Annotated in this window: 26 protein-coding genes and 1 pseudogene; 14 read left to right on the top strand and 13 right to left on the bottom strand. The window is 71.4% G+C overall.

Annotated features, from left to right (window positions below):
• Positions 1-117: 117 nt before the first annotated feature.
• The gene (locus tag ACIRHA_RS35755) at positions 118-1,641 is read right to left on the bottom strand and encodes a catalase (protein WP_403854544.1); all 1,524 of its coding nucleotides are present in this window, start codon (positions 1,639-1,641) and stop codon (positions 118-120) included.
• A 97-nt stretch (positions 1,642-1,738) separates the two neighbouring features.
• The gene (locus tag ACIRHA_RS35750; RefSeq protein ID WP_403854541.1) at positions 1,739-2,734 is read right to left on the bottom strand and encodes a DUF998 domain-containing protein; all 996 of its coding nucleotides are present in this window, start codon (positions 2,732-2,734) and stop codon (positions 1,739-1,741) included.
• Positions 2,735-3,028: 294 nt separating this feature from the next.
• Between ACIRHA_RS35750 and ACIRHA_RS35745 the strand changes: the two genes are divergently transcribed.
• A complete protein-coding gene (locus ACIRHA_RS35745; RefSeq protein WP_403854538.1) occupies positions 3,029-4,117 on the top strand; it encodes a glycoside hydrolase family 76 protein in 1,089 nt (362 codons plus the stop codon).
• A 69-nt stretch (positions 4,118-4,186) separates the two neighbouring features.
• On the opposite strand, the gene ACIRHA_RS35740 is transcribed toward ACIRHA_RS35745, so the two are convergent.
• Positions 4,187-4,873: a DUF2848 domain-containing protein gene (locus tag ACIRHA_RS35740; protein ID WP_403854535.1), complete on the bottom strand. Its 687-nt coding sequence runs from the start codon at positions 4,871-4,873 to the stop codon at positions 4,187-4,189.
• Between the two features lie 205 nt (positions 4,874-5,078).
• Here ACIRHA_RS35740 and ACIRHA_RS35735 point away from each other — a divergent pair, with 205 nt between their 5' ends.
• Together ACIRHA_RS35735 and ACIRHA_RS35730 are read left to right on the top strand one after the other, a co-directional pair.
• Entirely contained in the window at positions 5,079-6,428 is a 1,350-nt protein-coding gene (locus ACIRHA_RS35735) for an MFS transporter (RefSeq protein ID WP_403854532.1), read from the top strand.
• Positions 6,429-6,489: 61 nt separating this feature from the next.
• Positions 6,490-7,314 (top strand): carbon-nitrogen hydrolase family protein, encoded by an 825-nt coding sequence (locus tag ACIRHA_RS35730; RefSeq protein ID WP_403854529.1) that lies wholly within the window; start codon positions 6,490-6,492, stop codon positions 7,312-7,314.
• A 36-nt stretch (positions 7,315-7,350) separates the two neighbouring features.
• Here the strand turns inward: ACIRHA_RS35730 and ACIRHA_RS35725 are convergent, their stop codons facing one another.
• Together ACIRHA_RS35725 and ACIRHA_RS35720 are read right to left on the bottom strand one after the other, a co-directional pair.
• Complete coding sequence (locus ACIRHA_RS35725) at positions 7,351-7,980, bottom strand: GntR family transcriptional regulator (protein WP_403854526.1); 630 nt, start codon at positions 7,978-7,980, stop codon at positions 7,351-7,353.
• Positions 7,981-8,085: 105 nt separating this feature from the next.
• Positions 8,086-8,886: an IclR family transcriptional regulator gene (locus ACIRHA_RS35720; RefSeq protein ID WP_403854523.1), complete on the bottom strand. Its 801-nt coding sequence runs from the start codon at positions 8,884-8,886 to the stop codon at positions 8,086-8,088.
• 203 nt (positions 8,887-9,089) lie between these two features.
• Between ACIRHA_RS35720 and ACIRHA_RS35715 the strand changes: the two genes are divergently transcribed.
• Positions 9,090-10,202 (top strand): mandelate racemase/muconate lactonizing enzyme family protein, encoded by a 1,113-nt coding sequence (locus ACIRHA_RS35715; RefSeq protein ID WP_403854520.1) that lies wholly within the window; start codon positions 9,090-9,092, stop codon positions 10,200-10,202.
• Positions 10,203-10,250: 48 nt separating this feature from the next.
• Here ACIRHA_RS35715 and ACIRHA_RS35710 read toward each other — a convergent pair whose 3' ends face one another.
• Both ACIRHA_RS35710 and ACIRHA_RS35705 read right to left on the bottom strand, forming a co-directional pair.
• Positions 10,251-11,618: a sensor histidine kinase gene (locus ACIRHA_RS35710; RefSeq protein WP_403854948.1), complete on the bottom strand. Its 1,368-nt coding sequence runs from the start codon at positions 11,616-11,618 to the stop codon at positions 10,251-10,253.
• A gap of 68 nt (positions 11,619-11,686) precedes the next feature.
• A complete protein-coding gene (locus tag ACIRHA_RS35705) occupies positions 11,687-12,394 on the bottom strand; it encodes a response regulator transcription factor (protein ID WP_403854517.1) in 708 nt (235 codons plus the stop codon).
• A gap of 63 nt (positions 12,395-12,457) precedes the next feature.
• On the opposite strand from ACIRHA_RS35705, the gene ACIRHA_RS35700 reads away from it, so the two are divergent.
• The gene (locus ACIRHA_RS35700; RefSeq protein ID WP_403854514.1) at positions 12,458-13,648 is read left to right on the top strand and encodes a UDP-N-acetylglucosamine--N-acetylmuramyl-(pentapeptide) pyrophosphoryl-undecaprenol N-acetylglucosamine transferase; all 1,191 of its coding nucleotides are present in this window, start codon (positions 12,458-12,460) and stop codon (positions 13,646-13,648) included.
• Positions 13,645-14,676 (top strand): GDP-mannose 4,6-dehydratase, encoded by a 1,032-nt coding sequence (locus ACIRHA_RS35695; protein ID WP_403854511.1) that lies wholly within the window; start codon positions 13,645-13,647, stop codon positions 14,674-14,676. Before ACIRHA_RS35700 ends, ACIRHA_RS35695 begins: the two co-directional genes overlap by 4 nt.
• Positions 14,677-14,679: 3 nt before the next feature.
• On the opposite strand, the gene ACIRHA_RS35690 is transcribed toward ACIRHA_RS35695, so the two are convergent.
• On the bottom strand, positions 14,680-15,060 hold the full coding sequence (locus tag ACIRHA_RS35690; protein WP_403854508.1) for a winged helix-turn-helix transcriptional regulator: 381 nt from the start codon (positions 15,058-15,060) through the stop codon (positions 14,680-14,682).
• 102 nt (positions 15,061-15,162) lie between these two features.
• Between ACIRHA_RS35690 and ACIRHA_RS35685 the strand changes: the two genes are divergently transcribed.
• Together ACIRHA_RS35685 and ACIRHA_RS35680 are read left to right on the top strand one after the other, a co-directional pair.
• A complete protein-coding gene (locus tag ACIRHA_RS35685; RefSeq protein ID WP_403854505.1) occupies positions 15,163-16,098 on the top strand; it encodes an NAD(P)-dependent oxidoreductase in 936 nt (311 codons plus the stop codon).
• The gene (locus tag ACIRHA_RS35680) at positions 16,095-16,982 is read left to right on the top strand and encodes an NAD(P)-dependent oxidoreductase (protein WP_403854502.1); all 888 of its coding nucleotides are present in this window, start codon (positions 16,095-16,097) and stop codon (positions 16,980-16,982) included. The genes ACIRHA_RS35685 and ACIRHA_RS35680 overlap by 4 nt, the downstream gene beginning before the upstream one ends.
• Before the next feature lie 30 nt (positions 16,983-17,012).
• On the opposite strand, the gene ACIRHA_RS35675 is transcribed toward ACIRHA_RS35680, so the two are convergent.
• A complete protein-coding gene (locus ACIRHA_RS35675) occupies positions 17,013-17,864 on the bottom strand; it encodes an alpha/beta fold hydrolase (protein WP_403854499.1) in 852 nt (283 codons plus the stop codon).
• A gap of 128 nt (positions 17,865-17,992) precedes the next feature.
• On the opposite strand from ACIRHA_RS35675, the gene ACIRHA_RS35670 reads away from it, so the two are divergent.
• From ACIRHA_RS35670 to ACIRHA_RS35655, 4 genes are all read left to right on the top strand, one after another.
• Complete coding sequence (locus ACIRHA_RS35670) at positions 17,993-18,436, top strand: winged helix-turn-helix transcriptional regulator (protein ID WP_403854497.1); 444 nt, start codon at positions 17,993-17,995, stop codon at positions 18,434-18,436.
• An 8-nt stretch (positions 18,437-18,444) separates the two neighbouring features.
• Positions 18,445-18,900, top strand: a complete 456-nt coding sequence (locus ACIRHA_RS35665; protein WP_403854494.1) for a hypothetical protein — start codon at positions 18,445-18,447, stop codon at positions 18,898-18,900.
• A gap of 22 nt (positions 18,901-18,922) precedes the next feature.
• Complete coding sequence (locus ACIRHA_RS35660; RefSeq protein ID WP_403854491.1) at positions 18,923-19,822, top strand: NADP-dependent oxidoreductase; 900 nt, start codon at positions 18,923-18,925, stop codon at positions 19,820-19,822.
• A 109-nt stretch (positions 19,823-19,931) separates the two neighbouring features.
• Positions 19,932-20,744 carry an alpha/beta fold hydrolase gene (locus ACIRHA_RS35655; protein WP_403854488.1) on the top strand — a complete coding sequence of 271 codons (813 nt, stop codon included), beginning with the start codon at positions 19,932-19,934 and terminating at the stop codon, positions 20,742-20,744.
• A 19-nt stretch (positions 20,745-20,763) separates the two neighbouring features.
• Here the strand turns inward: ACIRHA_RS35655 and ACIRHA_RS35650 are convergent, their stop codons facing one another.
• A complete protein-coding gene (locus ACIRHA_RS35650; RefSeq protein WP_403854485.1) occupies positions 20,764-21,441 on the bottom strand; it encodes a TIGR00266 family protein in 678 nt (225 codons plus the stop codon).
• A 174-nt stretch (positions 21,442-21,615) separates the two neighbouring features.
• Positions 21,616-22,014 (bottom strand): PPOX class F420-dependent oxidoreductase, encoded by a 399-nt coding sequence (locus ACIRHA_RS35645; protein ID WP_403854482.1) that lies wholly within the window; start codon positions 22,012-22,014, stop codon positions 21,616-21,618.
• 150 nt (positions 22,015-22,164) lie between these two features.
• Here ACIRHA_RS35645 and ACIRHA_RS35640 point away from each other — a divergent pair, with 150 nt between their 5' ends.
• Together ACIRHA_RS35640 and ACIRHA_RS35635 are read left to right on the top strand one after the other, a co-directional pair.
• Positions 22,165-22,581 carry a M20/M25/M40 family metallo-hydrolase gene (locus tag ACIRHA_RS35640; RefSeq protein WP_403854946.1) on the top strand — a complete coding sequence of 139 codons (417 nt, stop codon included), beginning with the start codon at positions 22,165-22,167 and terminating at the stop codon, positions 22,579-22,581.
• Positions 22,521-22,817: pseudogene (locus ACIRHA_RS35635) on the top strand (M20/M25/M40 family metallo-hydrolase); the annotation flags it as partial. The gene ACIRHA_RS35640 and the pseudogene ACIRHA_RS35635, both read left to right, overlap by 61 nt.
• 27 nt (positions 22,818-22,844) lie before the next feature.
• Here the strand turns inward: ACIRHA_RS35635 and ACIRHA_RS35630 are convergent.
• Together ACIRHA_RS35630 and ACIRHA_RS35625 are read right to left on the bottom strand one after the other, a co-directional pair.
• Positions 22,845-23,921, bottom strand: coding sequence for a CU044_5270 family protein (locus ACIRHA_RS35630; protein WP_403854479.1), 1,077 nt, complete (start codon positions 23,919-23,921; stop codon positions 22,845-22,847).
• Positions 23,918-24,532, bottom strand: coding sequence for an RNA polymerase sigma factor (locus ACIRHA_RS35625; RefSeq protein ID WP_403854944.1), 615 nt, complete (start codon positions 24,530-24,532; stop codon positions 23,918-23,920). Before ACIRHA_RS35625 ends, ACIRHA_RS35630 begins: the two co-directional genes overlap by 4 nt.
• Between the last annotated feature and the right edge of the window lie 131 nt (positions 24,533-24,663).

Raw genomic sequence — 24,663 nt, 5'->3', positions numbered from 1 at the left:
CCTTCTCGTTCACGACCGCAGATTACGACCCGACTCCGGGAACCGTGCAATCAGGTCCACCGATGCGCACGGTCGTGCCCGCCGGGCGGGGGAGCGGCCCCCGCCCGGCGGGTTCGCTCAGGCCTTGTCCTGCATGCTGCTGCGCGCCGGGTTGGCCTGCTCCGACGCCTTGGGGTCCTTCTCGTCGGCCTTGGCCCGCACCCCCTGCTTGATGCGTTGGCCGATGGACCGGTCGATGTTCGACCAGTACTCGAAGGCCCGCTCGAGGACCGGCTCGCTCACGTCGTTGAGCAGATGACCGACGACGTTGTCTACGAGCCGGTCGCGCGCGGCGTCGTCGAGCACCTCGCGCACCATGGTGCCCGCCTGACCCCAGTCGTCGTCCTCCGCGTGGTCGACGTAGGCGGCGCGGGTGATGTCACCGTCCGCGTACCAGCTGGGAGGCGTGCCGTAGCGGTCGGTGTCGGCCGCCGGGCCGCCCTTGGAGTTCGGCGCGTACACCGGGTCCTGCGTCTTCCGGTACGCCATGGCCCCGTCCTTGGAGTACGTGCGCAGGGGCGCTACCGGCGCGTTGACGGGCAGCTGCTGGTAGTTGCCGCCGATGCGGTGACGGTGCGCGTCGGCGTACGAGAACAGCCGGCCGAGCAGCATCCGGTCGGGGCTCGGGCCGATGCCGGGGACCAGGTTGTTCGGCTGGAACGCGGCCTGCTCGATCTCCGCGTGGTTGTCCGTCGGGTTGCGGTCCAGCGTCATCCTGCCGACCTCGACCAGCGGGTAGTCGGCGTGCGGCCACACCTTGGTGAGGTCGAACGGGTTGAAGCGGTACGCCGCCGCGTCGTCGTAGGGCATGACCTGCACGTACAGCGTCCAGCTCGGGAACTCCCCGTCGCGGATGTGCTCGAAGAGATCCCGCGTGTGATAGTCCGTGTCCGCCGCGGCCATCTGGTCCGCCTCGTGCTGGGTGAAGCACTCGATGCCCTGATCGGTCTTGAAGTGGTACTTCACCCAGAACCGCTCGCCCTGGGCGTTGATCCACATGTAGGTGTGCGACGTGTAGCCGTTCATGTGACGCCAGGTGCGGGGGATACCGCGGTCGCCCATCAACCAGGTGACCTGGTGCGCGGATTCGGGCGAGAGCGTCCAGAAGTCCCACTGCATGTCGTGGTCGCGGAGATTGTTGTCCGCGCGGCGCTTCTGGGACCGGATGAAGTGCTGGAACTTCATCGGGTCCTTGATGAAGAAGACCGGGGTGTTGTTCCCGACCATGTCGTAGTTGCCCTCGGAGGTGTAGAACTTCACCGCGAACCCGCGGGGGTCGCGCCAGGTGTCCGGGCTCCCGCGCTCGCCCGCGACCGTGGAGAACCGGGTCACCAGCTCGGTCCGCGTCCCCGGCTGGAACACGGCGGCCTTCGTGTAGGGACTGACGTCCGCGGTGACCTGGAAGTGGCCGAAGGCGCCGCTGCCCTTGGCATGCGGCTGCCGCTCCGGGATCCGCTCCCGGTTGAACTGCGCCATCTGCTCGATCAGATAGGAGTCCTGCAGGAGGATCGGGCCGCCGGCGCCGACCGTGAGCGAGTGCTCATCGCTTTCGACCGGAACGCCGGCATCCGTGGTGGTCGCTTTGGCTGTCTCGTCACTCATGAGCTGCGCGTGCCTTTCGACGGGTTCGCTCTACGACGCGGCGCCGGTGGTGTGCGAGCCGCATCCGGAACGACACACACCGGGCAAACCGACGACATCACCCATGCTGCGTCTTCCGTTCGGACACGGCCATTCGGGCCGCTCGGGCGGAGTGGGTACCCATTCGTCGCGCCCCGACACAGAGAAGCGCGACGGCGGCGAAGGACAGCAGGATGTGACCGACGAGGTTGACGGTGCCGCCCGAGCCCTGGTCCGGGGTCTGGCCGAAGCCGACCCAGGCGTAGGTCAGCGTGGCACCCGCGGCCAGGGCGAAGATGTGGGTGGGGGCCCAGTCACCCGCGCGTGCCCAGTAGTGGACGATCCCCGCGGCCGCGACCGCGATCGCCAGCGCGGCGGCCACGCCCACCCAGCTCGGCTGAAGCACCAGCCAGAACGCGCTGGTGGCCGCGCATGAGGCGACGGCGACGAACAGCGGACGGGGCGCGCCGCGGGACTCGATCCCGGCGCGCGGGCGGGGGATCAGGAACGCGGTGGCCACCAGCGCGGCCACCACGGCGGCCGTGCCGGCCAGCAGTGGCCACGGGGCCATGAAGCCGCTCTCGTCGTAGCTGCCCCAGCCGACGACCACGATCCCCAGTGCGAGCAGCACCGCCGTGACGGTGAGCCCGGTCCGGCCGAGCCACGGACGTGCCGCGCGGTCCGGGACGAGGGCCTCCATGAGCGCGATCGGCACGGTGATGCTCCACAGCGCGTGCACGGCCAGGACGGAGATCAGGCCGTAGGCGCCGGTGCCGACCAGCGGGATCGGCGTCACGGTGACCATGTCGTAGTTGCCGGAGTAGTCGGCGTTGAACAGCATCTGGTCCAGCAGGCCCTCTTCGAGCAGGGCGTACGCGGCGCCGAGCAGCAGGACCGAACCCCAGCCGCGCCCGGTTCTGCGGACGAGCTCGCGGATGAGCAGGGCCCCGCTGCCGTAGAGGAGGGCGAGGACCGGCAGCAGTGCCAGGGCGTCGAGGGAGGTGGCGCCGAGGAGCGCTTCCCCGACCAGCGGCGCGAGGAAGAACAGCCCCACCGCCGGCAGAGTGTTTCTCATGCCGTCGACGCTACGGAAACCGTCCGGGCCCGCGCGTCGGCCGAGCGGCGGGCCCGGACGGCCGAGTGGCTACGGGCGTGCGGCCACAATTATCCGAACGTAGGCAGCGGAGCGACTTCGGGCGGATGCGCCGAGCGGCCCGTCGGTACAAGTGCCGTGTGTCGCACCAGGGTTGACGGTGAAAATGGCGCCCGGTTACGTTCTCGGAGCACCGAGTGACCGGATCGCGCTTTGACAACGATGTCAGAGAGCTTCGGGCGCCGGTCAGTTCCGCCTCTCCGAAGGGACCGCACGATGCGCACCCGTACAAGAAGGCTCTCCCTCCTCCTGACCGCCGCCACCCTCGGCCTGAGCCTGCTGGCCGCGGGCCCCGCCACCGCCGCCCCGCGCGCCGACCGGCACCAGGACGCGGTGGACGCCGTGGGCGGCCTGATGACCTGGTGGAACCAGGACACCGGCGCCTTCGAGAGCACCGGCTGGTGGAACAACGCCAACGACCTGCAGGCGCTCCTCGACTTCTGGCAGGCGCCCGGCGACACGGGCGGCCACGACATCAAGAAGATCGCCGACCGGATCTACGAGAAGAACGTCGACGCCAAGGACGGGCAGTTCCGCAACGAGTACCTCGACGACACCGGCTGGTGGGGCCTGGCCTGGCTGCGGGCGTACGACCTCACCGGCGAGAAGCGCTTCCTCGACACCGCGGTCGCCGACGCCGACCACATGTGGAAGCACCACGACGACACCTGCGGCGGCGGGGTGTGGTGGAACTACGAGCACAAATACAAGAACAGCATCACCAACGAACTGTTCATCACCCTCTCCGCGGGCATCCACAACCGCCTCGACGGCGACTCGACGTACCTGGGGCGGGCGCAGAGCGTCTGGAGCTGGTTCAAGGCGAAGAAGCTCATCAACAAGGACAACCTCATCAACGACGGCCTCAACGACGCGTGCGTCAACACGGGCGAGTCGACCACGTGGACGTACAACCAGGGCGTCATCCTCGGCGGCCTCGTCGAGCTCCACAAGGCCACGGGATCCAACGCCGTCCTCGCGCAGGGCCGCAAGATCGCGGACGCGGTCGCGGCCTCGCCGCTGCTCGCGCCCGACGGGATCCTCTCCGAGCCCAATGACGACGACACGGACGGCGGTGCCGACGGCCCGTCCTTCAAGGGCGCGTACATGCGCGGCCTGGGCGCGCTGAACCGCGCGCTTCCGGGCCACCCCTACTCCGCCTTCATCGACCGCCAGGCCGACGCGCTCAACTCCCTTGATCGCAGCGGAAATTACTACGGATTCCACTGGAACGGCCCCTTCGACAAGGCCGACGCGGCCCGGCAGCACAGCGCGCTCGACGCGCTGACCGCCGCCATCCACTGAGCGAGCCGTTGTTCCGTCGGGTGCGTACGCCGTGGGCGACGCACCCGACCTTCGCCTTCATGTCTTCGCTCAGCCGATCGGCACCGGCAGCGGTGTCACCGCGTAGGCCAGCGTGATGGTGTCACCGGTCGACGGGTCGGACAGCTCCACCCGCCACGCGTCGCCGAACTGGTCGACGCCCTCGGCCATCGGGATGGTGCCGGAGATCAGCACCGTGCCGGGGAGCAGCTCGCCGCGCCCGCGCAGCACGTCCGCCCAGTACGACGGCGTGAGCAGCTCCGCGAGCGTGCCGTCCTGGATCAGGATGTCCTCGCCCCGCACCGTGACCCAGGCGCGCAGCGTCAGGTCGTCCAGGCGGCCCTCCACGTCCGAAAGACGCCAGGCGCGCCTGGCCAGGACGTCCGGGCTCGCGTTCTTGCTCCAGGCCACGCCGTGCACCTCCAGCTCGCGGTCCGTGTGGTCGCACGCGGCCGTGAGCAGCAGCTCGCCGTCCGCCGTCACGACGAGCGCCCACTCCGCCTCGCCCGAGGTCCGCCCGTGCTGCACCGCGACCCGCTCGGTCTGCTGCGCGAGGTAGGGGGAGATCGGATACAGCGCCGGGGTCGTGGTCGGCGCGGGCACGCCGAGCTCGGCGAGTTCGGCGACGTGCGCGGCGACATCGTCCTGGCTGCGCCCGGCGTAGCCGGCGTTGAGGACCTGGGTGACATGCACGTCGCGGGTGGAGCCGTCGGGCAGTTCGAAGGTGAGCAGCGTCATGGGAATCTCCGGGGCGTGGGGGCAGGGTGGACGGTTGCGAAGCGGTTAATTTCCCGTTCGGGGCTTGCGCATACGACCTGTATACAAGAAGTATGCCGGAAGGTCGATGTCTCCCCGAACATCGCCCCGGACATCACCCGGAACATCGCCCCCGCCTGTCGACGGCCCACCCCGACCGTCGAAGTCCCCCGATCCGAGGACCGAAATGCTGCAAGACTCCCCAAGCGACCCGGCCGTCGCACCGGTCGTCACGCCGAACCGCTCCGGTCTCGTCCGGGCCTTCTTCGCGAGCCTGACCGGCACCGCCCTGGAGTGGTACGACTTCGCGGTCTACTCCGCCGCGTCGGCCCTGGTCTTCGGTGACCTGTTCTTCCCCTCGGAGGACCCGCTCACCGGCACCCTGCTGGCCTTCTCGACGTACGCCGTCGGCTACGTCTCGCGCCCGCTCGGCGGCATCGTCTTCGGGCGGCTCGGCGATGTGATCGGCCGCAAGAAGGTGCTGATCGCGACGCTCGTGCTGATCGGCGCGGCCACGTTCCTGATCGGTCTGCTGCCCACCCACAGCAGCATCGGCGCCGCCGCGCCCATCGCGCTCGTCGTGCTGCGCTTCGCGCAGGGCGTGGGCGTCGGCGGCGAGTGGGGCGGCGCCGTGCTGCTCTCCAGCGAGTTCGGCGACCCGAAGAAGCGCGGCTTCTTCGCCTCGGCGGCACAGGTCGGACCGCCCGCGGGCAACCTCCTCGCCAACGGCGTCCTGGCCGCGCTCGGCGCGCTGCTGACCGAGGACCAGTTCCTCTCCTGGGGCTGGCGCGTCGCCTTCCTGATCTCCGGCGTCCTCGTCGGGTTCGGCCTGTGGATCCGCGCCAGGCTGGAGGAGACCCCGGTCTTCAAGGCGATGGAGGCCGAGCAGACCCGCCCCGAGGCGCCGGTGCGCGAGGTGCTCACCCGCCAACCCCGCGCCCTGATCGCGGCGATCCTCTCCCGCGTCGCCCCCGACGTGCTGTACGCGCTGTTCACCGTGTTCGTGCTGACCTACGCCACCGACGAGCTGGACATGTCGCGGGGGTCCGCACTGGCCGCCGTACTGATCGGCTCCTCGCTGCAGATCGTCCTGATCCCGCTCGCGGGCGCCCTGTCCGACCGCGTCAACCGGCGGCTGCTGTACGGCTGTTCGGCCGTCGGTGCCGGTGTGTGGCCGTTCGTCTTCTTCGGCATGGTCGACGGCGGCTCGTGGGGCCTGCTGGTCCTCGGTGTGATCGTCGCGCTGGTCCTGCACTCGCTGATGTACGGCCCGCAGGCCGCGTTCATCGCCGAGCAGTTCTCGCCGCGGCTGCGTTCCACCGGGTCCTCGCTCGCGTATACGCTGGCCGGTCTGATCGGTGGCGCGATCGCTCCGCTGCTGTTCACGGCGCTGCTCGGCTCGTTCGACAGCTGGGTGCCGCTCGCGATCTACGTGGCCATCACCGCGGTCGTGACCGTCACCGGGCTCCTGCTGGGCCGCGACGCGGAGGCGGCCACGGACGAGGACGCGGAGCTGGTCGCGCAGGCGACCGCCTGAACCGTCACACCTACCGCCTCATCAGCCGTCACACCTACCGCCTCATCGGAAGGGACACCTCATGCGCATCGCCCTGAGCCAGCTCACCACCGGGCCCGACCCGGCCAAGAACCTCGACCTCATCGAGGAGCAGGCGCGGCGCGCGGCCGACGCGGGCGCCCGCGTCGTCGTCCTGCCCGAAGCGGCGATGGCCTGTTTCGGCACGAAGCTCGCCCCGCTCGCCGAGCCGCTCGAAGGACCGTGGGCGAACCGGCTGCGGGCCATCGCCGAGGCGGCCGGCATCGTCGTCGTCGCCGGAATGTTCACCCCGGCCGACGACGGGCGGGTGACCAACACCCTGCTCGCGACAGGACCGGGCGTCGAAGCGACCTACGACAAGATCCACCTCTACGATGCCTTCGGGTTCGCCGAGTCCGCCACCGTCGCCCCCGGTACGCGGGTGGTCACCATCGACGTCGACGGTGTCCGCCTCGGCCTCGCCACCTGCTACGACGTGCGCTTCCCCGAGCTCTTCCGGGCCCACGCCGACGCGGGCGCCGTCGCCACGCTGCTCCCCGCGTCCTGGGGCGCGGGCCCCGGCAAGCGCGAGCAGTGGGAACTCCTCGTACGGGCGCGGGCCCTGGACGCCACGGTGTGGGTCGCGGCCGTGGGCCAGGCCGACCCGGCGGCGAGCGGCATCACCGCCTCGGGCACCGCCCCGACAGGCATCGGCCACAGCATGCTCGTCGGCCCTGACGGCACCGTACGGGAGAGCCTGGGCGCCGAACCGGGCCTGATCGTCGCGGAGTTGGACGTCGCCGAGGTCGACCGGGTGCGCGAGAAGACCTCGGTCCTTGCCAACCGGCGGCTCGGGCGCGACGACGCGGGGATCACGTACCCGAAGTGACGCGGCCGGGGGCGGCCCACCGGCCGCCCCCTCCGGTCACCCGGCGAGCAGCACCTTCAGCGTCGACTCCAGGTGGCTGTCGATCGCCGCGCCGACCGCTTCGGTGTCACCCGCCGCGAGCGCGTCCAGGATCGACTTGTGCTCGTCGATGACCGACTTCTGCCGGCCACTCTGGTTGTAGAGCGCCACGACGCCCGCGCGCACCTGGCGGCTGCGCAGCCCGTCGTAGTGCCGGTCCAGCAGGCCGTTGCCGACGGCCGAGACGATCGTCGCGTGGAAGCGGTGGTCGATGGCGATGAACTCCTTGGCGTCGTCGGGTCCGCTCAACCCGCGCTGCTGATCGAGGAGTTCGCCCAGCTCGTCGAGCGGCACCCGGTCCGCCTTGATGACCTGCTCGGCCGCGTACCGTTCCACCATGCCGCGCAGTTCCATCAGCTCGGTGATCTGCCGCCCGGTCAGCCGGGAGACGCGCGCACCGCGCCGGGGCACCATCTCGACCAGGTCCTCGGCGGCGAGCAGCAGCAGGGCCTCGCGGATGGGGGTGCGGGAGACGCCGATGCGGTCCGCGATCTCCTGCTCGGAGAGGAACTCGCCCTGCATCTCCGGGTCGGTGAGCACCGTGCCCTTGAGGTAGGCGTACGCCTTCTCCCTGCCGGACGTCGCCATGTGAGCTCCCGTGGACCGTGGACCTGAATCGCATACAACTTGTATACGGAAGTTACCACGGGGTGGAGAGGAAGTGCGGGGCACGGGGCAGGCGTCAACTGGTGCCTAACGCACCCGCTTCGGCCGTTCCCACCCCAGCGCCGCCGAGACCCGGTCCGCCGCGGCGACGGTGGTCCGGCCGGTGCGGTGCAGGCGACCGGCGAGCCGGTCCGCGGGAGCGCCGACGTTCAACGCGGCCACGACCCTGCCCCGAAAGTCGCGGATCGGGGCCGAGACACCCACCAGGTCGGGCTCGAACTCCTCGCGTACCTCGGCGAACCCGCGCTGCCGGGCCTCCTGAACGCGCTGCCACAGCTCCTGGACGGTGTGCACGAGGGAGCCGTCGAAACCGTCGGACAGGTCGCCCATGCCGAGCCGCACATACAGTTCGTCGGGCGTCGCGTCGAGCAGCAGCACGCGCCCCGCGGAGGTGCGCGCGGCCGGAACACCCTTGCCCTCCCAGCCGTGTGCGCGGAAGTCGTGCGCGGAGACCGACAGGAGGGTCAGTACCTCGGCGTCCCTGAGGACACACAGATGACATGTCTCCTCGACCTCCTCCGCGAGCCGGCGCATGACCGGGGACGCGACCCGGACCAGGCGGTTCTCGGCGGTGCGCGCCACGAGGGAGAGCAGCCGCCAGCCGAGCCGGTACTCCATGGTGTCGGCGTCGCGCTCGACCACGCCCTCCTCGGCGAGCGCCTTGAGCGCCCGCGAGACCTGGCTCTTCTCCCGGCCCGAGCGCGCGGCGAGTTCCACCACCCCGAGCCCCCGCCCGTGCTCGGCCTCGTGCAGGGCCAGCACGTCGAGCAGCCGCAGATCGCGGGAGAGGCCGTGGCGCCGGGCGCCCGCCGCGGAAGTGTCAGCCACGACGGCCCGCGACGAGGTGCCTGTCGGTTGTCCGTACCGCAACCCGCATTGCGATCCGCCGGGATTCATTGCCCCTGGTCAGGACCCTGCCTACGGTCGACCGGACAGCCCTCGCAGCCTGATTCACCAGCACGTACTCACCTCGATGTCGGCGTGTCAATCTACGCGCACACCGGGGTGCGCCGCGCCCCAGGGAGCAACCCATGAAGATCACGGACATCACGCTCGACCGCTTGCGGCTCGAACTCGACCCGCCGCTCCGCGCGGCCTGGGACCCGGACCCGCGGCGGCACTTCGACGCGACCATCGTGCGGGTGCACACCGACGAGGGTGTCACCGGGATCGGTTCGGGAGACACCATGGACGGCTTCGACGCCTTCCGACACCTCTTCATCGGCCAGGACCCGCTGCACATCTCCCGGCACGTGAAGGCGATCGAGACGGCGAACTTCCACGGCGGCCACTACTGGCCGCTCGAAGCCGCCCTGTGGGACATCATCGGCAAGGTGCACGGCCGGCCCGTGTCCGAGCTGTTCGGCAATGCCACCAAGCGGCTGCCCGCCTACGCCTCGTCGGCCGAGCTGAAGTCTCCCGAGGAGCGCGTGGCCACCGCCCTCAAGGTGCGTGAAGCCGGATTCAGGGCGATGAAGATACGCATCGACCGCGACCGGGTGGGCGAGGGGATCGCTGCCGTACGCGCGGTGCGCGAGGAGCTGGGGGAGGACTTCGACATCATGGTCGACCTCAACCAGTCCTGGCGGATGGCCGGCGACACGGCGAACGCGACCGACCTCGCACGCACCCGCAAGACCGTCGCGCGCCTCGCCGAACTGGACGTGTTCTGGGTCGAGGAACCGCTGCCGTACGCGGACATCGACGGCTTCAAGCGGCTGCGCGCGGAGAACCCGGGCGTGCGCATCGCGGCGGGGGAGATGCACCACTCGACGACCGAGCTGCTGCGCTACCTCCAAGAGGACGCGCTGGACGTCTACCAGATGGACGTCGTCCTGGCCGTCGGCATGCACCGCGCACGCACCCTGGCCGAGGTGGCCCAGCTCAAGCACCGCCACTTCACACCGCACAGCTGGACCAACGGCATCGGTGTGCTGGCGAACCTGCATGTCTCGGCGGGCGTCGGCGGCGGCCCGTACTTCGAGTTCCCCTTCGACCCGCCGGGTTGGACCCCCGAACGGCGCGACTTCATGCTCGCCGAGCCGGTCCGGGTGGACGCGGACGGATGTGTGCGGGTGCCGGACGCGCCGGGACTCGGCGTCGAGCTGGACGAGGACGCCGTGGAGCGGTGGCGGATCGGCTGAGTCCGGCTGCGCGCCGCCGGCCGGACGCGGCCGGGCCGGCGTCGTACGTCACGAGGTGTGCGGGATCGTGAGGCGGAACTGGGCGCCGCCGCCCGCCGCGGGTTCGGCGACGAGGTCGGCGTGGTGGGCGAGGGCGATCTGGCGGGCCATGGCGAGGCCGAGGCCGGATCCGGGCAGCGCGCGGGCGCTGCGGGCGCGGTAGAAGCGGTCGAAGACGTAGGGCAGGTCCTGTCCGGAGATGCCGGGGCCGTGGTCGCGGACGGTCAGCTCCAAGGTGGCCGATGCGGAGGTGAGGGTGACTTCGACGGGGCGGCCGGGCGGGCTGAACTTGGCCGCGTTGTCCAGCAGGCTCGACAGCAGCCGTGCCAGTCGAGCCGGCACACCGGCGACTGTGGCGGTGCGTGCCTCGGGGGAGACCGAGAGGTCGAGCGGGGTGGCCGGCCAGTGGCCGCGTGCCGTCTCGACGGTGTGCGCCACGATGTCCGCGAGCCGGACCTCCTCGATGAGCGGGTCGGGTTCCTCGTTGCGGGCCAGCTCCACCAGGTCGTTGACCAGGAGGGTGACCTCGCGCAGTTGGCGGCTCAGCGCGCCCGCCGCGCGCTCGCGCTGGGCGTCGCTGAGACGGGAACTCCTCGTGAGCAGCTCGGCGTTGGTGCGCAGCGCGGTCAGCGGGGTGCGCAGCTCGTGGGAGGCGTCGGCGACCAGGCGGCGCTGCGCGCCGATGGACTTCTCCAGCTCGTCGAGCATGGTGTTGAAGGAGGTGGCGAGGCGGGTGACCTCGTCGTCCTGTCCCGCGCGTTCCGGCGGCAGCTCGATGCGGTGCCGGGCGTCGCGCGTGGCCGTGATGCGTTCGGCCGTGGCGGTGAGCCGGGCGACGGGGGCGAGTCCCGTACGGGACACCCAGGCACCGAGCGCGCCGGCCAGCAGCACACCGGCCACGCCCATGCCGCCGAGCAGCAGCGCGGCCTGGCGCACACCCCGGTCCACGGTGTCGGCCCGCACCGCGACCTGGAGCGCGCGTCCCTCGGGCAGCGGTGTCGTGAGCATCCTGGCCCGGTGCCCGGCCAGCGTCAGCTCGCTGTAGTAGGGCCCCCGGTCGCCGGCCGCCACCTCGCGCGTGGAGTGGGTGACCGGCAGCAGGTACGGCTTGGCGGGGTCGTCGGCCGGCCGCGCGGGGACCAGCTGCGCGCAGGCCGGGGCGGCGAGGTAGCGGCACTCGCCCTGCACCACACCCGAGGGCTCGTGGCCGAACTGCTGGGTGGCGAGGCGCGCGGACTGCGTCAGGTGCAGGTCGAGCTGGTGCAGCAGCTGATGGCGGATCACCACGAAGCTGCCGGCACACAGTCCGATGGCGACGGCGGCCACGGCCGCGGAGGCGGTGAGGGTCAGCCGGGTGCGCAGGGGGCGCCGGCGCATCCAACGGGCGTGACGGCGCGCGCCCCTGGGGTGCGGCTTCGGCTGCGACGGGGACAGGAGTGGTGTGCTCACGCCAGGTCCAGCCGGTAGCCGACGCCGTGCGCCGTGTGGACGAGCCGCGGTTCGCCTTCGGCCTCCAGTTTGCGGCGCAGGTAACCGACGTAGACGGCAAGGGAGTTGGAGTCGGGGCCGAAGTCCCGGCCCCACACCCGCTCCATGATCGTCTCGCGGGGGAGCACCTGCCCCGGGTGGCGCAGCAGCAGCTCGAGGAGGGAGAACTCGGTGCGGCTGAACTCGATGACACGTGTCCCGCGCCGCCCGCTCCTGCTGGCCGGGTCGACGACGAGGTCGGCGAAGGCCAGCGTCGACGCCGACTCCTCGGGCGCGGCCGTGCGACGCAGCAGCGCCCGGATCCGTGCCACCAGCTCGTCAAGGGCGAACGGTTTGACCAGGTAGTCGTCGGCGCCCGCCTCCAGGCCGTCCACCCGCTCGCTCACCGAGCCCAGCGCCGTGAGCACCAGGACCGGTGTGCGGTCGCCGAGCGCCCGCAGGCGACGGCAGACCGCGAGGCCGTCCATGCCCGGGAGCATGACGTCGAGCACCATGGCGTCGGGCTCCCAGGCGGCGAGGGCGGAGAGCGCCGCGATGCCGTCCTCCGCGCCGCGCACCTCGTAGCCCTCGACGGTGAGTCCGTCCTCGACGGCGTACCGCACCTCCGGCTCGTCATCCACCACCAGAACCCTCGGTGCGTTCGTGCACCCGTCGGCCGCTTTCATGGTCACAGCCTGCCAAAACCTGGTCTTAGAAAGTTCTTAGAGCGCGTCAGCAGTGTGTCGGCCATGAGGACACAGCGAACATCCCATGGCCGGCTCTCGGTGGTGATCGGGGCGGGCGGCACGGGCGGACACATCTATCCGGGGCTCGCGCTTGCGGACGCGCTGCGGCGGGCCGTGCCCGACGCCGAGATCTCGTTCGTCGGCACCGAACGCGGGCTCGAGACGCGGCTCATCCCGGAGGCCGGGTACCGCCTGCACACCGTCGACATGATCCCGTTCGACCCGTCGCTCGGGGCACGGCGGTTTCTGCTGCCCGCCGCGCTGGTCAAGTCCGGCACCCAGGCCAAGTCGGTCCTGCGGGCGCAGCGGGCACAGGTCGCGGTCGGCATGGGCGGCTACCCGAGCGCCCCGGTGATCGTCGGGGCGCGGATGGCCGGGCTGCCCAGCGTCATCCACGAGTCCAACGCGGTGCCCGGCCGCGCCAACCGCTTCGCCGCGCTGCTCACCGACCAGATCACCCTGGCCTTCGAGGAGAGCCGGGCACACCTGGCGGGCAGCCGGCACGCCGACGTGGTGGGCATGCCGATCGCCTCGGAACTCGCCGCGCTCGACCGGCCCCGGCTGCGAGGCGAGGCCCGCCGGGCACTGGGCGTCCCCGCCCACGGACGGCTCCTGCTCGTCAACGGCGGCAGCCTCGGCGCCGCCCGCCTCACCGCGGCCGCCGCCGACCTCGCCAGGCACTGGCGCGACCGCCCCGGCGTCCACCTGCTGATCAAGACCGGACCCGCCGCTCTGGACGAGGTCCGCCGACGGCTCGGCGAGACCGGGGCGGACCGGGTGGCGACCGCCGTGCCCTACCTCGACCGCATGGACCTGGCGTACGCGGCCGCCGACCTGGCCGTCTGCCGCGCCGGGTCCGCGACCGTCGCCGAACTCGCGGCCACCCGCACCCCCGCCGTCCTCGTGCCCTACCCCTACGCGCCGGGCGACCACCAGACCCACAACGCGCGGGTCCTCACCGACGTCGGCGCGGGACTCCTGCTGCCCGACGCGGAGACGGACGCCGACCGGCTGGCCGCCCTCGTCGAGCCGCTGCTGGCCGAACCGGCCCGCCTGGCGGCCATGTCGGCCGCCGCACACCCCGGCCGGCACGGGCAGGCGGCCGACCTGCTGGCCGCGCACGTCCTGCGCCTGGCCGGCCACCCCCTCACCCACCCCACCCTTCCCACGTCCCACACGGAGATCGCCATATGACCCCCAACTCCCGCCCCACCACTGCTGCGACCGACTTCGACTGGACCGGCCGCACCGTCCTCGTCACCGGGGCCGAAGGGTTCATCGGCTCCACCCTCGTCGACCTCCTCGTCGCACGCGGGGCGAAGGTCCGCGCCTTCGTCCACTACAAGCCGTACGGCGAGAAGGGCAACCTCGCTCCCTACCTCGGCGCCTCCCACGGCCCCGTCGAGATGATCGCCGGTGACGTCCGGGACGCCGGCCGGGTCATGGACGCGGTCGAGGGCTGCGACACGGTCTTCCACCTCGCCGCGCTCATCGGCATCCCGTACAGCTACGACTCACCGGGCGCGTACGTGCAGACCAACGTCGTCGGCACCGAGAACGTGGCCGAAGCCTGCCGCCGCCACCAGGTGCGCCGCCTGGTCCACACCTCCACGAGCGAGGTCTACGGCACCGCCCTCACCGCCCCGATCAGCGAGGCGCACCCGCTCCAGCCGCAGTCCCCGTACTCCGCCTCGAAGATCGGCGCGGACATGATGGCCCTGTCGCACTGGCACGCCTTCGAGCTGCCGGTGACGGTGGTGCGCCCGTTCAACACGTACGGCCCCCGGCAGTCCGCCCGCGCCGTCATCCCCACCATCCTCGCCCAACTGCACGCCGGGCGACGCCAGATCAAGCTCGGCTCCCTTACCCCGACACGCGACTTCACCTACGTCACCGACACCGCCCGCGGCTTCCTGGCGCTGGCCGCCTGCGACGCGGCCCTCGGCCACAGCGTCAACCTCGGCACCGGCCAGGAGATCGCCATCGGCGACCTCGCCAAGGCACTGATCAACGCCTCGGGCCGGGACGCCGAGATCGTCGTCGACCGGAACCGGCTGCGCCCCTCGGGCAGCGAGGTGCACCGCCTGCTCTCCGACAACTCCCGCGCCCGTGACTGGGCCGGCTGGGAGCCGGAGGTCGCCCTGGACGAGGGGCTGCGCCGCACCTCCGACTGGGTCGCGGAGAACCTCCACCTGTTCGCCGCGGACCGCTACCAAGTCTGACGGTCAGGGAGCCGCGGCCGCCGCGGCGTCGGTTTCCGCGACGACGTCGAGGCGGTCCCGGCGGATCCGCTCGAGGCCCCACTCGCCCAGCGGGAGCAGCGCCTGGTTGAGTGCAGCGCCCGATTCCGTCAGCGAGTACTCCACCTTCGGCGGCACCTGTGCGTAGACCGTGCGGTGGACGAGGCCGTCCTCTTCCATCTGGCGCAGATGCTGGGTCAGCATCTTCTCGCTCACCCCCAACAGCGCGCGGCGCAGTTCGGAGAAACGCCGAACACCGTGCGCGTGCAGCTCCCAAAGGACGAGCCCCTTCCACTTTCCGCTGACGACGTCGAGCGCGGCGTCGATGCCGCAGACATAAGGGCCGTTGCGAGGCGCGTCCGCCATGACCTGCAATCTCCCGTCTCTCCACACACTTACAAATTGGTAAGTACCGCAGTAAATAGTGGGTACTTCCGCGACGATACAGCCTCGCGCAGCATGGTCGTCGTGTCCGAACCCACCAGAAATCCAGCCCAGTTGACCGATATCAGCATGCTCGGCCTCGGCGCGATGGGCAGCGCGCTGGCGACCGCGCTGCTCGACGCCGGCCGTTCCGTGACCGTCTGGAACCGAACCCCCGGCCGCGCGGCGGAACTGGAGTCCCGCGGCGCCCACGTCGCGGGCTCGGTCCGCGAGGCCGTGGCGGCGAGCCCGGTCGTCGTCGCCTGCCTGCTCAAGTACGCCTCCGTCCGGGACACCCTCGGCCCGGTCGTCGAGCGGCTGTGCGGTCGCACCCTCGTCAACGTCACGACCACCACACCGGACGAGTCCCGCCAACTCGCCGCCTGGGCAGCCGAGTTCGGCATCACGTACCTCGACGGCGCCGTCATGGCCGTGCCCACCATGATCGGAACCCGTGAGGGCCAGATCTTCTACAGCGGCTCGCGCAAGGCCTACGATGCCGTCCTCCCGATGCTCGACATCTGGGCCACGAGCGAGTTCCACGGCGAGGACGCCGGACGGGCGTCGCTGGTGGACCTGGCGATGCTGTCGGGGATGTACCAGATGTTCGCGGGCTTCCTCCACGGTGCCGCGATGGTCGCCACCACGGGCATGAGCGCCTCCGAATTCGCCGCCCGGCAGGCGCCGTTCCTGTCCGCCATGACCCGCGGGCTCGCCGCGTACGCGGAGGTCGTCGACGGCGGCGACTACACCGTCCCCGGCCAGCAGAGCCTGGACTTCTCCGACCTGTCGCACCTCGTACGGGCCAGCGCGGACCAGGGCGTCGATCCCACCCCGATCGCCGCCGTCCAGGAGCTGATCGGTCGACAGATCGCCGCGGGCCACGGCCCGGAAGGGCTGGCGCGGATCTACGAGAGCCTGCGCGCCCCACGTCCCACCACCCGCGCCGCCACCCGCCCCGAGGAAGGAACCGCGGCATGAGCGCCACCCCCGTCACCCTGATCGGCCTCGGCCCGATGGGCCAGGCCATGGTCCGTACGCTGCTCGCGGCCGGCCACCCCGTCACCGTCTGGAACCGCACGGCCGCCCGCGCCGACGCCCTCGTCGCCGACGGCGCCACCCTGGCCGCCTCGCCCGCCGACGCGGTCGCCGCGAGCGAACTGGTCATCCTCAGCCTCACCGACTACCAGGCGATGTACGACATCCTCGGCGGCGCGACCGAGGCACTGGCCGGCCGCACGCTCGTCAACCTGAGTTCGGACACCCCCGACCGTGCCCGCGAGGCCGCTGCCTGGGCAGCCTCGCACGGAGCGACGTTCCTGGCCGGCGGTGTGATGGTGCCCGCGGAGATGGTGGGCACCGAGGCGGCGCACGTGTACTACAGCGGACCGCCCGAGGTTTTCGAAGCACACCGCCCGGCGCTGGGCCGTATCGGGACGCCGCGACACCTCGGCGAGGATGCCGGTCTGGCGCAGTTGATGTACCTGGCACACCTCGACGTGTTCCTGACGAGCCTGTCGGCGCTGATGCACGCCACCGCGCTGCTGGGCTCGGCCGGGATCACCGCGACGGAGGCGGTTCCGGAACTGGTGTCGACGCTGTCCGGCATCCCGGCCATGCTCCAGGCGGGCGAGGACGTCGGCGCGCAGATCGACGCCGGAGAGCACCCCGGCCACCTGAGCACGGCGACCATGATGGGCGCGACCGCGGACCACATCGCCGTCACCAGCGAGACCGCCGGGATCGACCTCACCCTTCCGCGCGCCGTGCAGGCGTACTACCTCCGCGCGATCGCGGACGGACACGGCAAGGACAACTGGACCCGGATCATCGACGGGATCCGGGCCCCACGGGCACAGGCCTGAACGCCCAACGGGCCATTTTGGACGGCGAGTTCAGTTGCCGTACGACTCCCCACCGGCCAGGAACGGACGCAGCAGTGCGAGCAGTGCCTCCGGCCGGTGCAGCGGGACGATGTGTCCGCAGTCCGCGATGAGGTGTGCGGTCAGATCGTCGGTGACCGGGCGGAGTTGGCGTTCCAGGGCAGCGCCGACGGGCTGTGCGCCCAGCGCCATCGTCGGCACCGTCAGGCGGGTCGTCGTGACGGCCTCGTCGATCTGGACCGCGCTCTCGGGCAGGGCCCGGTAGTACGAGAACGCGCGCCGCAACGTGTCACGGCCCGTGTACGCGCGGACGAAGGCGTCCCGGACGGCCGGGCGCACCCCGTCGCCGAGCGTGCCTGCGTCCAAGAACCAGTCGATGTAGGCGGCCTCATTGCCTTCCAGTACGGTCTCGGCCAGGCCGGGCGCGGCGGAGTGGAAGCCGAACCACCACGGCGGACCGGCGGCGAGGAAGTCCTCGGCGCCGGGCAGTCGGCCGAGCAGGGACTCCATGACGACCAGGCGGCGGACGAGGCCGGGACGGCGCAGGGCGAGGAGGAACGCCGGCGGGGCGCCCGCGTCGATGCCCACCACCGCGGCCGAGGACACACCGAGCGCGCCGAGGAGCGCTGCAGCGTCCTCGGCCATGGTGCCCGCGTCGAACCCGGACGCGGCATGACTGCTCGCGCCGAACCCGCGCAGATCCGGGGCGATGACGCGGTAGCGGTCGGACAGATCGGCGATGACGTCCGTCCACAGCTCCCAGGTGTGCGGAAAGCCGTGCAGCAGCAGGACGGCCGGCCCCGAACCGGCGAGGGCGACGTTGAGTTCGACACCGTTGACGGAGATGCGTCGGAGTTCGGGCACGAGGGACTCCAGGGGAGGGAAGGGGAGGGGAGGCGTGGGGAGGCGGTGAGGAATGGTGACAACCTCACGGTAGGGAACTAGCCTGGTCGGTCCAAGACGGCACTTTCCCTACAGGTGGTGAGCCCCAGGTGACCACGTCGAGGTCCGGCGGACGCGAGCGGCGGACGGGAACGCGCGGTGTGCGCGGTGACCTGCTGGATCCGCTCTGCCCGACCCGCCAATTGCTCGACCGTGTCGGCACCAAGTGGACGTCGATGGTGGTCAAGGTGCTGGCCGAGCAGGCCCCGGGCGAGATCCGCTTCGCGGAACTGCGCCGCCGCGCCCCCGGCATCTCGCAGAAGATGCTCTCCGTCACGCTCCAGAGCCTCGTCCGCGACGGCCTGGTCGCGCGCCGCGTGGAACCCACCGTGCCGCCCGCCGTCCACTACCGGCTCACCGGGCTCGGCCTGTCCCTCGAACAACCGCTCGCGGCCCTGCGGGTCTGGGCCGAGACCCACATGCCGGAGATCGACCGCAACAACCAGCGGGCCGACCGGTCCGCGACGGTGGACTCCGCCACCCATGAGGCATGATCGGAGCCATGAATCATCCGCATCTGGCGGGTACCCAGGCCGCCGTGGTGGCGGTTCGTGAGGTGGCCCGGGAGTACAACCTCGAGGTGTCCGTCACCGACGACATCGGCGCCGACCAGACGTCCCGCCGCACCTCGGCCGGGGCCTTCGCGGTCCTCGACCCGGACGGCACGCTGCCGCACGAGGCACACATCGACCTCGGGGGCTCGCCCGCCGTGTCCGTCCGGATCTTCCCGGACGACGACGCGAAAATCGTGGTGGAGAACGTCGAGTTCGACGACATCCCCCGAGACACCGTCCCGGCGTTCCTGCGGTCTGTCTACGGCGGCCTGGCCCACGTAAAGCGGAGGATGTTGCCTCCTGCCCTGTGGCTGATCGTCCCCCTGCCCGGTGATGACACCTACAAAGAGCTGATCCTGCCCAGCGCGCTCAGCCCCTGGCTCGCGCGCAACGTGCGCGGATAGGACGGCGGAGACGGAACTCCCCATGAAGGCAGCGCAGTTCAGCCGGTTCGGTGGTCCCGAGGTGCTCGAAATCGTCGAACTCCCCGATCCGCATCCGGGAGCCGGGGAGATCCGGATCGCGGTGCGCGCCGCCGGCGTGAACGCCAGCGACTGGAAGAAGCGGCAGGGGCTGATGGACCAGGAGCTGCCCCAGACCATGGGGTACGAGGCCGCCGGGGTCGTCGACGAGATCGGTGACGGGGTCGAGGGCGTGGCCCTGGGAGACCGGGTGTTCGGCTTCGGCGGTGACGGCGCGGCCCAGGCGGAGCGCGCCGTGCTGTCCGCATGGGCGCCCATCCCCGCGTCGCTCGACTTCGCCGGCGCCGCCGCGCTGCCCTCCGCCGTCGAGACGGCGGCGCGCGCCCTCGACCAGCTCGGCGTCCGCGGCGGCGGCACACTCCTCATCAGCGGGGCGTCCGGCAGCGTCGGCAGCGCCGCCGTTCAGCTCGCCGTCGCGCGTGGTGCGCGGGTGATCGGTACCGGCAGCCCGGCCACCCACGACCAACTCCGCGCACTCGGCGCGGAACCCGTCGCGTACGGGGAAGGGATGTCCGAGCGCGTCCGGGCCATCGCCCCGAACGGCGTCGACCGGGCGTTGGACGTCGCCGGCAGCGGGATCCTGCCGGAGCTGGTCGACCTCGTCGGCGGGGCGGAACGTGTCATCACCGTCGCCGACTTCGACGGCGCGCAGCGGCATGGTGTGCGTTTCAGCCGCGGTGACGCCGGTCGTGCCGTCTATGCGCTGGGTCAGGTGGCCGACCTGGTCGCGGTCGGCCGGTTCACGCTCCCTGTCGGCCGGAGCTTCGCGTTGGCCGACGTCGCCGAGGCGCACCGGGTCGGAGAGTCCGGCGACGTACGCGGGAAGCTCGTCCTCCTGGTCTGAGGCCCTCTGAAGTCCTCCGAAGTCCTCGGGGGCGATGAGTTTTCCTCCCGGCCGGGGTCCCCACTTTCGTCACCGCGATCGCGGACGACCGCCCAGGGAAGGACGACCCGTGACCACCACCCGAACCCTCGACGTCGCCGGGGGACACCTGTACTACGAAGTCCGCGGCTCAGGACCGCTGGTGCTGCTCATGGGATCGCCGATGGACGCCGAGGCCTTCGGACCGCTGGCCGACGCGCTCGCGAGCGACCACACGGTCGTCACCCACGACCCGCGGGGCATCTCGGGCAGCACCCTCGACGACCCCGAGCAGGACTCCACCCCCGAACTGCGCGCGGACGACGTCGCCGCGCTCCTGGACGCCCTTGACGCGGACTCCGCCGACGTGTTCGGCAGCAGCGGCGGGGCGGTGACCGGGCTCGCCCTCGTCGTGCGGCACCCCGGGCGGGTGCGCACACTCGTCGCGCACGAGCCTCCGCTGCTCGGGCTGCTCCCCGACGCCGCGGAGCAGCTCGCGGCAGCCGACGACATCGTCGACACCTTCCGCCGGGAAGGGGTGGGCGCGGCGTGGATGAAGTTCATGGGCAACGCCGGATTCGACGTCGGCGGCGGCGAGGACGCGCCCGCCCCACCGCCCGGGGAGCCCTCCGAACGGGACCTCGCCAACAGCACCCGCTTCTTCGCCCATGAACTGCTGGGCACCAGCCGCTACGTACCCGACATCGCGGCGCTGACGGCCGTTTCGACCCGCGTCGTCGTCGGTATCGGCGACACCTCGGGAGGCCTGATCACAGCGCGGACCTCCAGGGCCCTTGCCGAACGTATCGACACCCCTCCGGTCGAATTCCCCGGCGACCACGGCGGATTCACCGAACAGCCCAAGGAGTTCGCCGAGCGACTCCGCGAGGTGTTGAGGAGCTAGGTGAGCAGATGGGGCGGCCTCAGCTTCGGGTGAAGGGGAGCTTCGCCGTGAGCCATGTGATCAGTGCGCCGGGGTTGCGGCTCTGGGTCCACACGCGGCCGGGGCCGGTCATCTCGAAGACCAGGCCCTCGCCGGACTTCAGGGTCTGCATCAGCCCGCGGCTCACCTTGCGGGTCGTGTAGGAGACGCCGTCGTCGAAGGCGACCATGTGGCCGGAGTCGAGGACGATCTTCTCGCCCGCCTGGAGGTCCAGCACGTCCAGTGCCCCGTAGCAGGACGCGAGCACCGTGCCCCGGCCCTCGGCGCGGACGAGGAAGCCGCCCTCACCGCCGGCCAGGTTTTTGAAGCCGCCCCACTTGGTGTCGAGCTCGATCCCGTCGGACGAGCACAGCCAGGCGCCGCGGGCCAGGTTGAGGCCGCCGTTCACCTCGATGTCCGTGACGTCGCCCGGCAGGTTCGCGGCGAGGTCGACCCAGCCGCCCTCGGGGCCGGCGGTCAGCCGGGTGACGAACAGCGATTCGCCGCCCAGCACGCTGCGCTTGAGCCCCTTGAGCAGGCCGCCTTCGGTCTTCGCCTCGACGTCGATCCCGCCGGTCATGGCCATCATCGCGCCGGACTCGGCGCGGACGCTCTCGCCGCCGGCCAGCAGGACGCGCGCCACCGCGAAGGACGGGCTGTGACGGACCTCGATCTGCATGGCTGGCCTCTTCTCGCGTGGGGGAGGACAGCGGTTCGCCGTCCCTCACCATCGTCCCGCGCGGAACGTCGCCGCAGGTCAACCCGTACGCTCGACGCGCCTGCGACCACAGGAGGATCCACCCTGTGGGCCGATCCTCCTGACGGATGACCGGCCTCCGGGGCCCCGGTCAGGCTAGAAGGTGATTTCGAGCCCGATGACGGGATGCCTGCGGTGGCGTCCCGAGACCGCCGAGTACCAGTCGCCGATCCGCGCCATCACGTACTTCCGGCGCAGCAGCGCCCCCGCCTTCTTCGTCCCCTCCTCGTCCAGCACCCGGCCGGTTCCCGTGGCCCGTACGGCATCCGGGGCGATGCGCCCGCGCAGGTCGCAGACGGCGACCTCGGCCCGGGAGTCGCGGCGCAGCCGCTTGACCTTCCAGGCGTCGGCCGCGCTGCGCACGTAGAGCCGGTCACCGTCCATGGCATGCCAGACCGGGGTGGCACGCTGCGTGCCGTCCTTCCGGTACGTGATGAGGCTGACGTAGCGGGCGCGCTCGAGCGCGGCGAGTGTGGCGGGGTCGAGTGAGGTCACAGGGGGACGGTACCGGGAGGCGGGCCAGGGCCTGACCCAAACGACGCAGGGACACCCTCGGTGTCAGCAACCGGTGAGCATCCGGGCCGGGTTGTGGTGAGTGAGGCGGGTGACCAGATCGTCGTCTAGGCCGCGGGCGGCGGCACACCCATCACCCTGACCGGCCACCTCGACACCGTCCCCGCCGATGCCTCGGGCTGGTCCTTCGATCCGCTGAGCGGTGACATCCGTGACGACCGGCTGCTCGGGCGCGGCAGCAGCGACATGAAGGCCGGTGTGGCCTGCATCCTCGCCGCCGCGGCCACCCGCATCCACGACCACGACGGCTGGCCCGGCAGCGATACGCACGGCGCGGCCACTGTCAATGTCGGCACGTTCCACGCCGGCGTCCAGCCCAACCTGGTCCCCGATCACGCCGAGTTGATGCTGGACATCAGGACGGTCCCGGACTTCGCCTCTCGCGATGCCGTCGCGGCGATCCGCCGACTGGCGGCCCCGAGGCGGCGGACATCGAGGCGGTTCTCGACCTCCCGAGCATCGCCACGGATCCCGGCGACGAGCTGGTGAGGACGCTGACGGGTGCTCTGGAGCCGGCCGGAACGGACCGGGATCCGCAGTACGCCACGTACTTCACCGACGCCTCGGTCCTCACGGAGAAGCTGGACTCACCGGCGGTGATCCTTTACGGGCCGGGCGATCCGGACCAGGCCCACGTCACGGACGAGACCTGCTCCGTATCCCGTATCACGAGCGCCACCGAGGCGATGCTGAGGCTCCTGGAGACCTGGCGGGGCCTCGACTGATGCCCAGGGGCGAGGACTTGGAGGGCTTCAGCTCTCCCGTGCCCTCGACGGCTCCTGCCCCGCCTTGTCGACGACCGCGAAGTCCAGAACGGCCCTGCTGGACATGAGCGTGCCCTTCTTCCCGTACTGGGTGTCCTTGACGAGAAAGCTGCGGGAACCCAGGAACGTGAGGTCCTGCCGGTCGAAGACCCACTCGGTGCGCGTGTGGAACGTGGTGTCGTCCCGGGCGATGCCGACGCCGTGCCGGCCGATGGCGTCGTGGGCGGCGGGGGCCTTGGTGACGCCGGGGATCTTCGCCGCCGCACGGTAGAGAGCGGCGGCGGTCCTCGGCGGAGTCACCCCGCCGAGAAGGCCGCCGATGCGCTCGAACACCGCTTGGTCGCGTTCCTGGTCGTCGGACTCGGGTGTCTTGGCGTAAAGGAGGTCGAGGAGCTTGTCGGGGTCGGTGGGCAGGGACGCCAGCCAGTGGTAGGTGGGGCGGCCGAAGCCCTCCGGCGTCCCGTCGGTGTCGCCGAGTTGGGCGTTGATCGGCAAGGTCTCGCCGTCCTCCTTGGTGACTCCGAGCTTGCGCAGCGGACCGGGTTCCTGGGCGACCCAGCTCTCGGATTCCTTCAGCGGCTCCAGCACCGCCTTGCCGCTGGTCAGGTCCGCGCCCTGGTCCTTCTCCCGGGTGTAGGCGAACTGGTCGGCGCGGACCGTGAGTTCCTCGCTCCTTCCCGCGGCGTCGGAGATCTGGTCGAGGAGCGCGACCGCGGGGCGTACGTCCCTGCTCGCCGTGGTGGTCGCCGGGGCGTCGTCGCCCGTGCTGAGCACGATGCTCGTGGTGAGGATGCCGGCGAGGGCGAGCGCCGTCACCGGTACCAGGACGGCCGGACGCAGCAGGCGTCGGGCGGAGAGGGCGGGACGGGCAGGCTGCGCGGGGCCGTCGGCGCGGTCGCGGTCGATGTGCTGCATCAGCTGTTCCTTGTGGTGAAGGTGGAGCGCGTGGGGGAGCGGGCGGCGGTCCGGCGCCGGCAGCAGCCGGGCGATCTCGGTGACGTCGGAGTCTGCGCGGGCGTCGGCGTCGGTGCGCCGGTCCGCTCGTACGTCCTTGTCGGGGGTCATGCCGTCTCCTCCCGCACGGGCAGTGCCGCGAGTGCGGCTTCACCCTTCATCTCTCCGCGGTCCGTGCGCGGTTCCGGATTCTGTTGCGCCTCGTCCGTGAACCGGGCGAGTTTCGCGCGCGCCCGCGAGAGGCGGGAGCGCACGGTGCCGACGGGGATGCCGAGTGCCGCCGCGGCCTGCCGGTAGTCGAGTCCTGACCACACGCACAGCGTGAGCACTTCCCGCTCGGGGCGACGCAGCCGGTCGAGCGCGACCTGGACGGCGGCCAGCCGCCGGGCATCGTCCACGCGCCCCGCGACCTCGGGGGCGAAGTCCTCGACCACGGGTGTCCGCCGCTGCCGGGCCAGGAACGCCACGCGGCGGCGCAGGCCCCGGCGGGCGTTCTCCGCCTTGTGGGTGGCGATGCCCAGGAGCCAGGGGCGCAGCGAGCCCCCGTCCTCGTGCAGCCGTTCCCGTACCCGCCAGGCGGTCAGGAACGTCTCCGACATGATGTCCTCGGCGCTCGTCCGGTCGCCGGTGAGCCACAGCGCGTGCTGGTGCACGGCTGCGGCCCACTGCTCGTACAGTTCGGCGAACGCACCGCGCTCACCGGCACGTACGCGTCTGCGCAGATCGTTTTCTGAGTCCTTCACACTGACTGTCTCTCCGCGGTCCCGGCGGAGTTCCTGTGACCTGCGCCATGTCGCTCTCCCCGCGGTCGCAGGGCCGAAGGCCAAGGCTAACCGGAGGGCCCCGGCGAGCC

This window comes from Streptomyces sp. NPDC102360, assembly GCF_044766085.1.
Classification (GTDB): domain Bacteria; phylum Actinomycetota; class Actinomycetes; order Streptomycetales; family Streptomycetaceae; genus Streptomyces.
The sequence above is the reverse complement of the archived record's forward strand: the minus strand, read 5'-3'. Positions and strand labels throughout refer to the sequence as shown.

What these genes read in the sequence shown, in the direction of transcription:
- ACIRHA_RS35755 (WP_403854544.1), bottom strand. Translation starts at nt 1,641, where the DNA reads ATGAGTGACGAGACAGCCAAAGCGACCACCACGGATGCCGGCGTTCCG.
- ACIRHA_RS35730 (WP_403854529.1), top strand. Translation starts at nt 6,490, where the DNA reads ATGCGCATCGCCCTGAGCCAGCTCACCACCGGGCCCGACCCGGCCAAG.
- ACIRHA_RS35715 (WP_403854520.1), top strand. Translation starts at nt 9,090, where the DNA reads ATGAAGATCACGGACATCACGCTCGACCGCTTGCGGCTCGAACTCGAC.
- ACIRHA_RS35705 (WP_403854517.1), bottom strand. Translation starts at nt 12,394, where the DNA reads ATGAAAGCGGCCGACGGGTGCACGAACGCACCGAGGGTTCTGGTGGTG.
- ACIRHA_RS35660 (WP_403854491.1), top strand. Translation starts at nt 18,923, where the DNA reads ATGAAGGCAGCGCAGTTCAGCCGGTTCGGTGGTCCCGAGGTGCTCGAA.
- ACIRHA_RS35710 (WP_403854948.1), bottom strand. Translation starts at nt 11,618, where the DNA reads ATGCGCCGGCGCCCCCTGCGCACCCGGCTGACCCTCACCGCCTCCGCG.
- ACIRHA_RS35650 (WP_403854485.1), bottom strand. Translation starts at nt 21,441, where the DNA reads ATGCAGATCGAGGTCCGTCACAGCCCGTCCTTCGCGGTGGCGCGCGTC.
- ACIRHA_RS35700 (WP_403854514.1), top strand. Translation starts at nt 12,458, where the DNA reads ATGAGGACACAGCGAACATCCCATGGCCGGCTCTCGGTGGTGATCGGG.
- ACIRHA_RS35745 (WP_403854538.1), top strand. Translation starts at nt 3,029, where the DNA reads ATGCGCACCCGTACAAGAAGGCTCTCCCTCCTCCTGACCGCCGCCACC.
- ACIRHA_RS35695 (WP_403854511.1), top strand. Translation starts at nt 13,645, where the DNA reads ATGACCCCCAACTCCCGCCCCACCACTGCTGCGACCGACTTCGACTGG.
- ACIRHA_RS35750 (WP_403854541.1), bottom strand. Translation starts at nt 2,734, where the DNA reads ATGAGAAACACTCTGCCGGCGGTGGGGCTGTTCTTCCTCGCGCCGCTG.
- ACIRHA_RS35735 (WP_403854532.1), top strand. Translation starts at nt 5,079, where the DNA reads ATGCTGCAAGACTCCCCAAGCGACCCGGCCGTCGCACCGGTCGTCACG.
- ACIRHA_RS35690 (WP_403854508.1), bottom strand. Translation starts at nt 15,060, where the DNA reads ATGGCGGACGCGCCTCGCAACGGCCCTTATGTCTGCGGCATCGACGCC.
- ACIRHA_RS35680 (WP_403854502.1), top strand. Translation starts at nt 16,095, where the DNA reads ATGAGCGCCACCCCCGTCACCCTGATCGGCCTCGGCCCGATGGGCCAG.
- ACIRHA_RS35630 (WP_403854479.1), bottom strand. Translation starts at nt 23,921, where the DNA reads ATGACCCCCGACAAGGACGTACGAGCGGACCGGCGCACCGACGCCGAC.
- ACIRHA_RS35725 (WP_403854526.1), bottom strand. Translation starts at nt 7,980, where the DNA reads ATGGCGACGTCCGGCAGGGAGAAGGCGTACGCCTACCTCAAGGGCACG.
- ACIRHA_RS35665 (WP_403854494.1), top strand. Translation starts at nt 18,445, where the DNA reads ATGAATCATCCGCATCTGGCGGGTACCCAGGCCGCCGTGGTGGCGGTT.
- ACIRHA_RS35740 (WP_403854535.1), bottom strand. Translation starts at nt 4,873, where the DNA reads ATGACGCTGCTCACCTTCGAACTGCCCGACGGCTCCACCCGCGACGTG.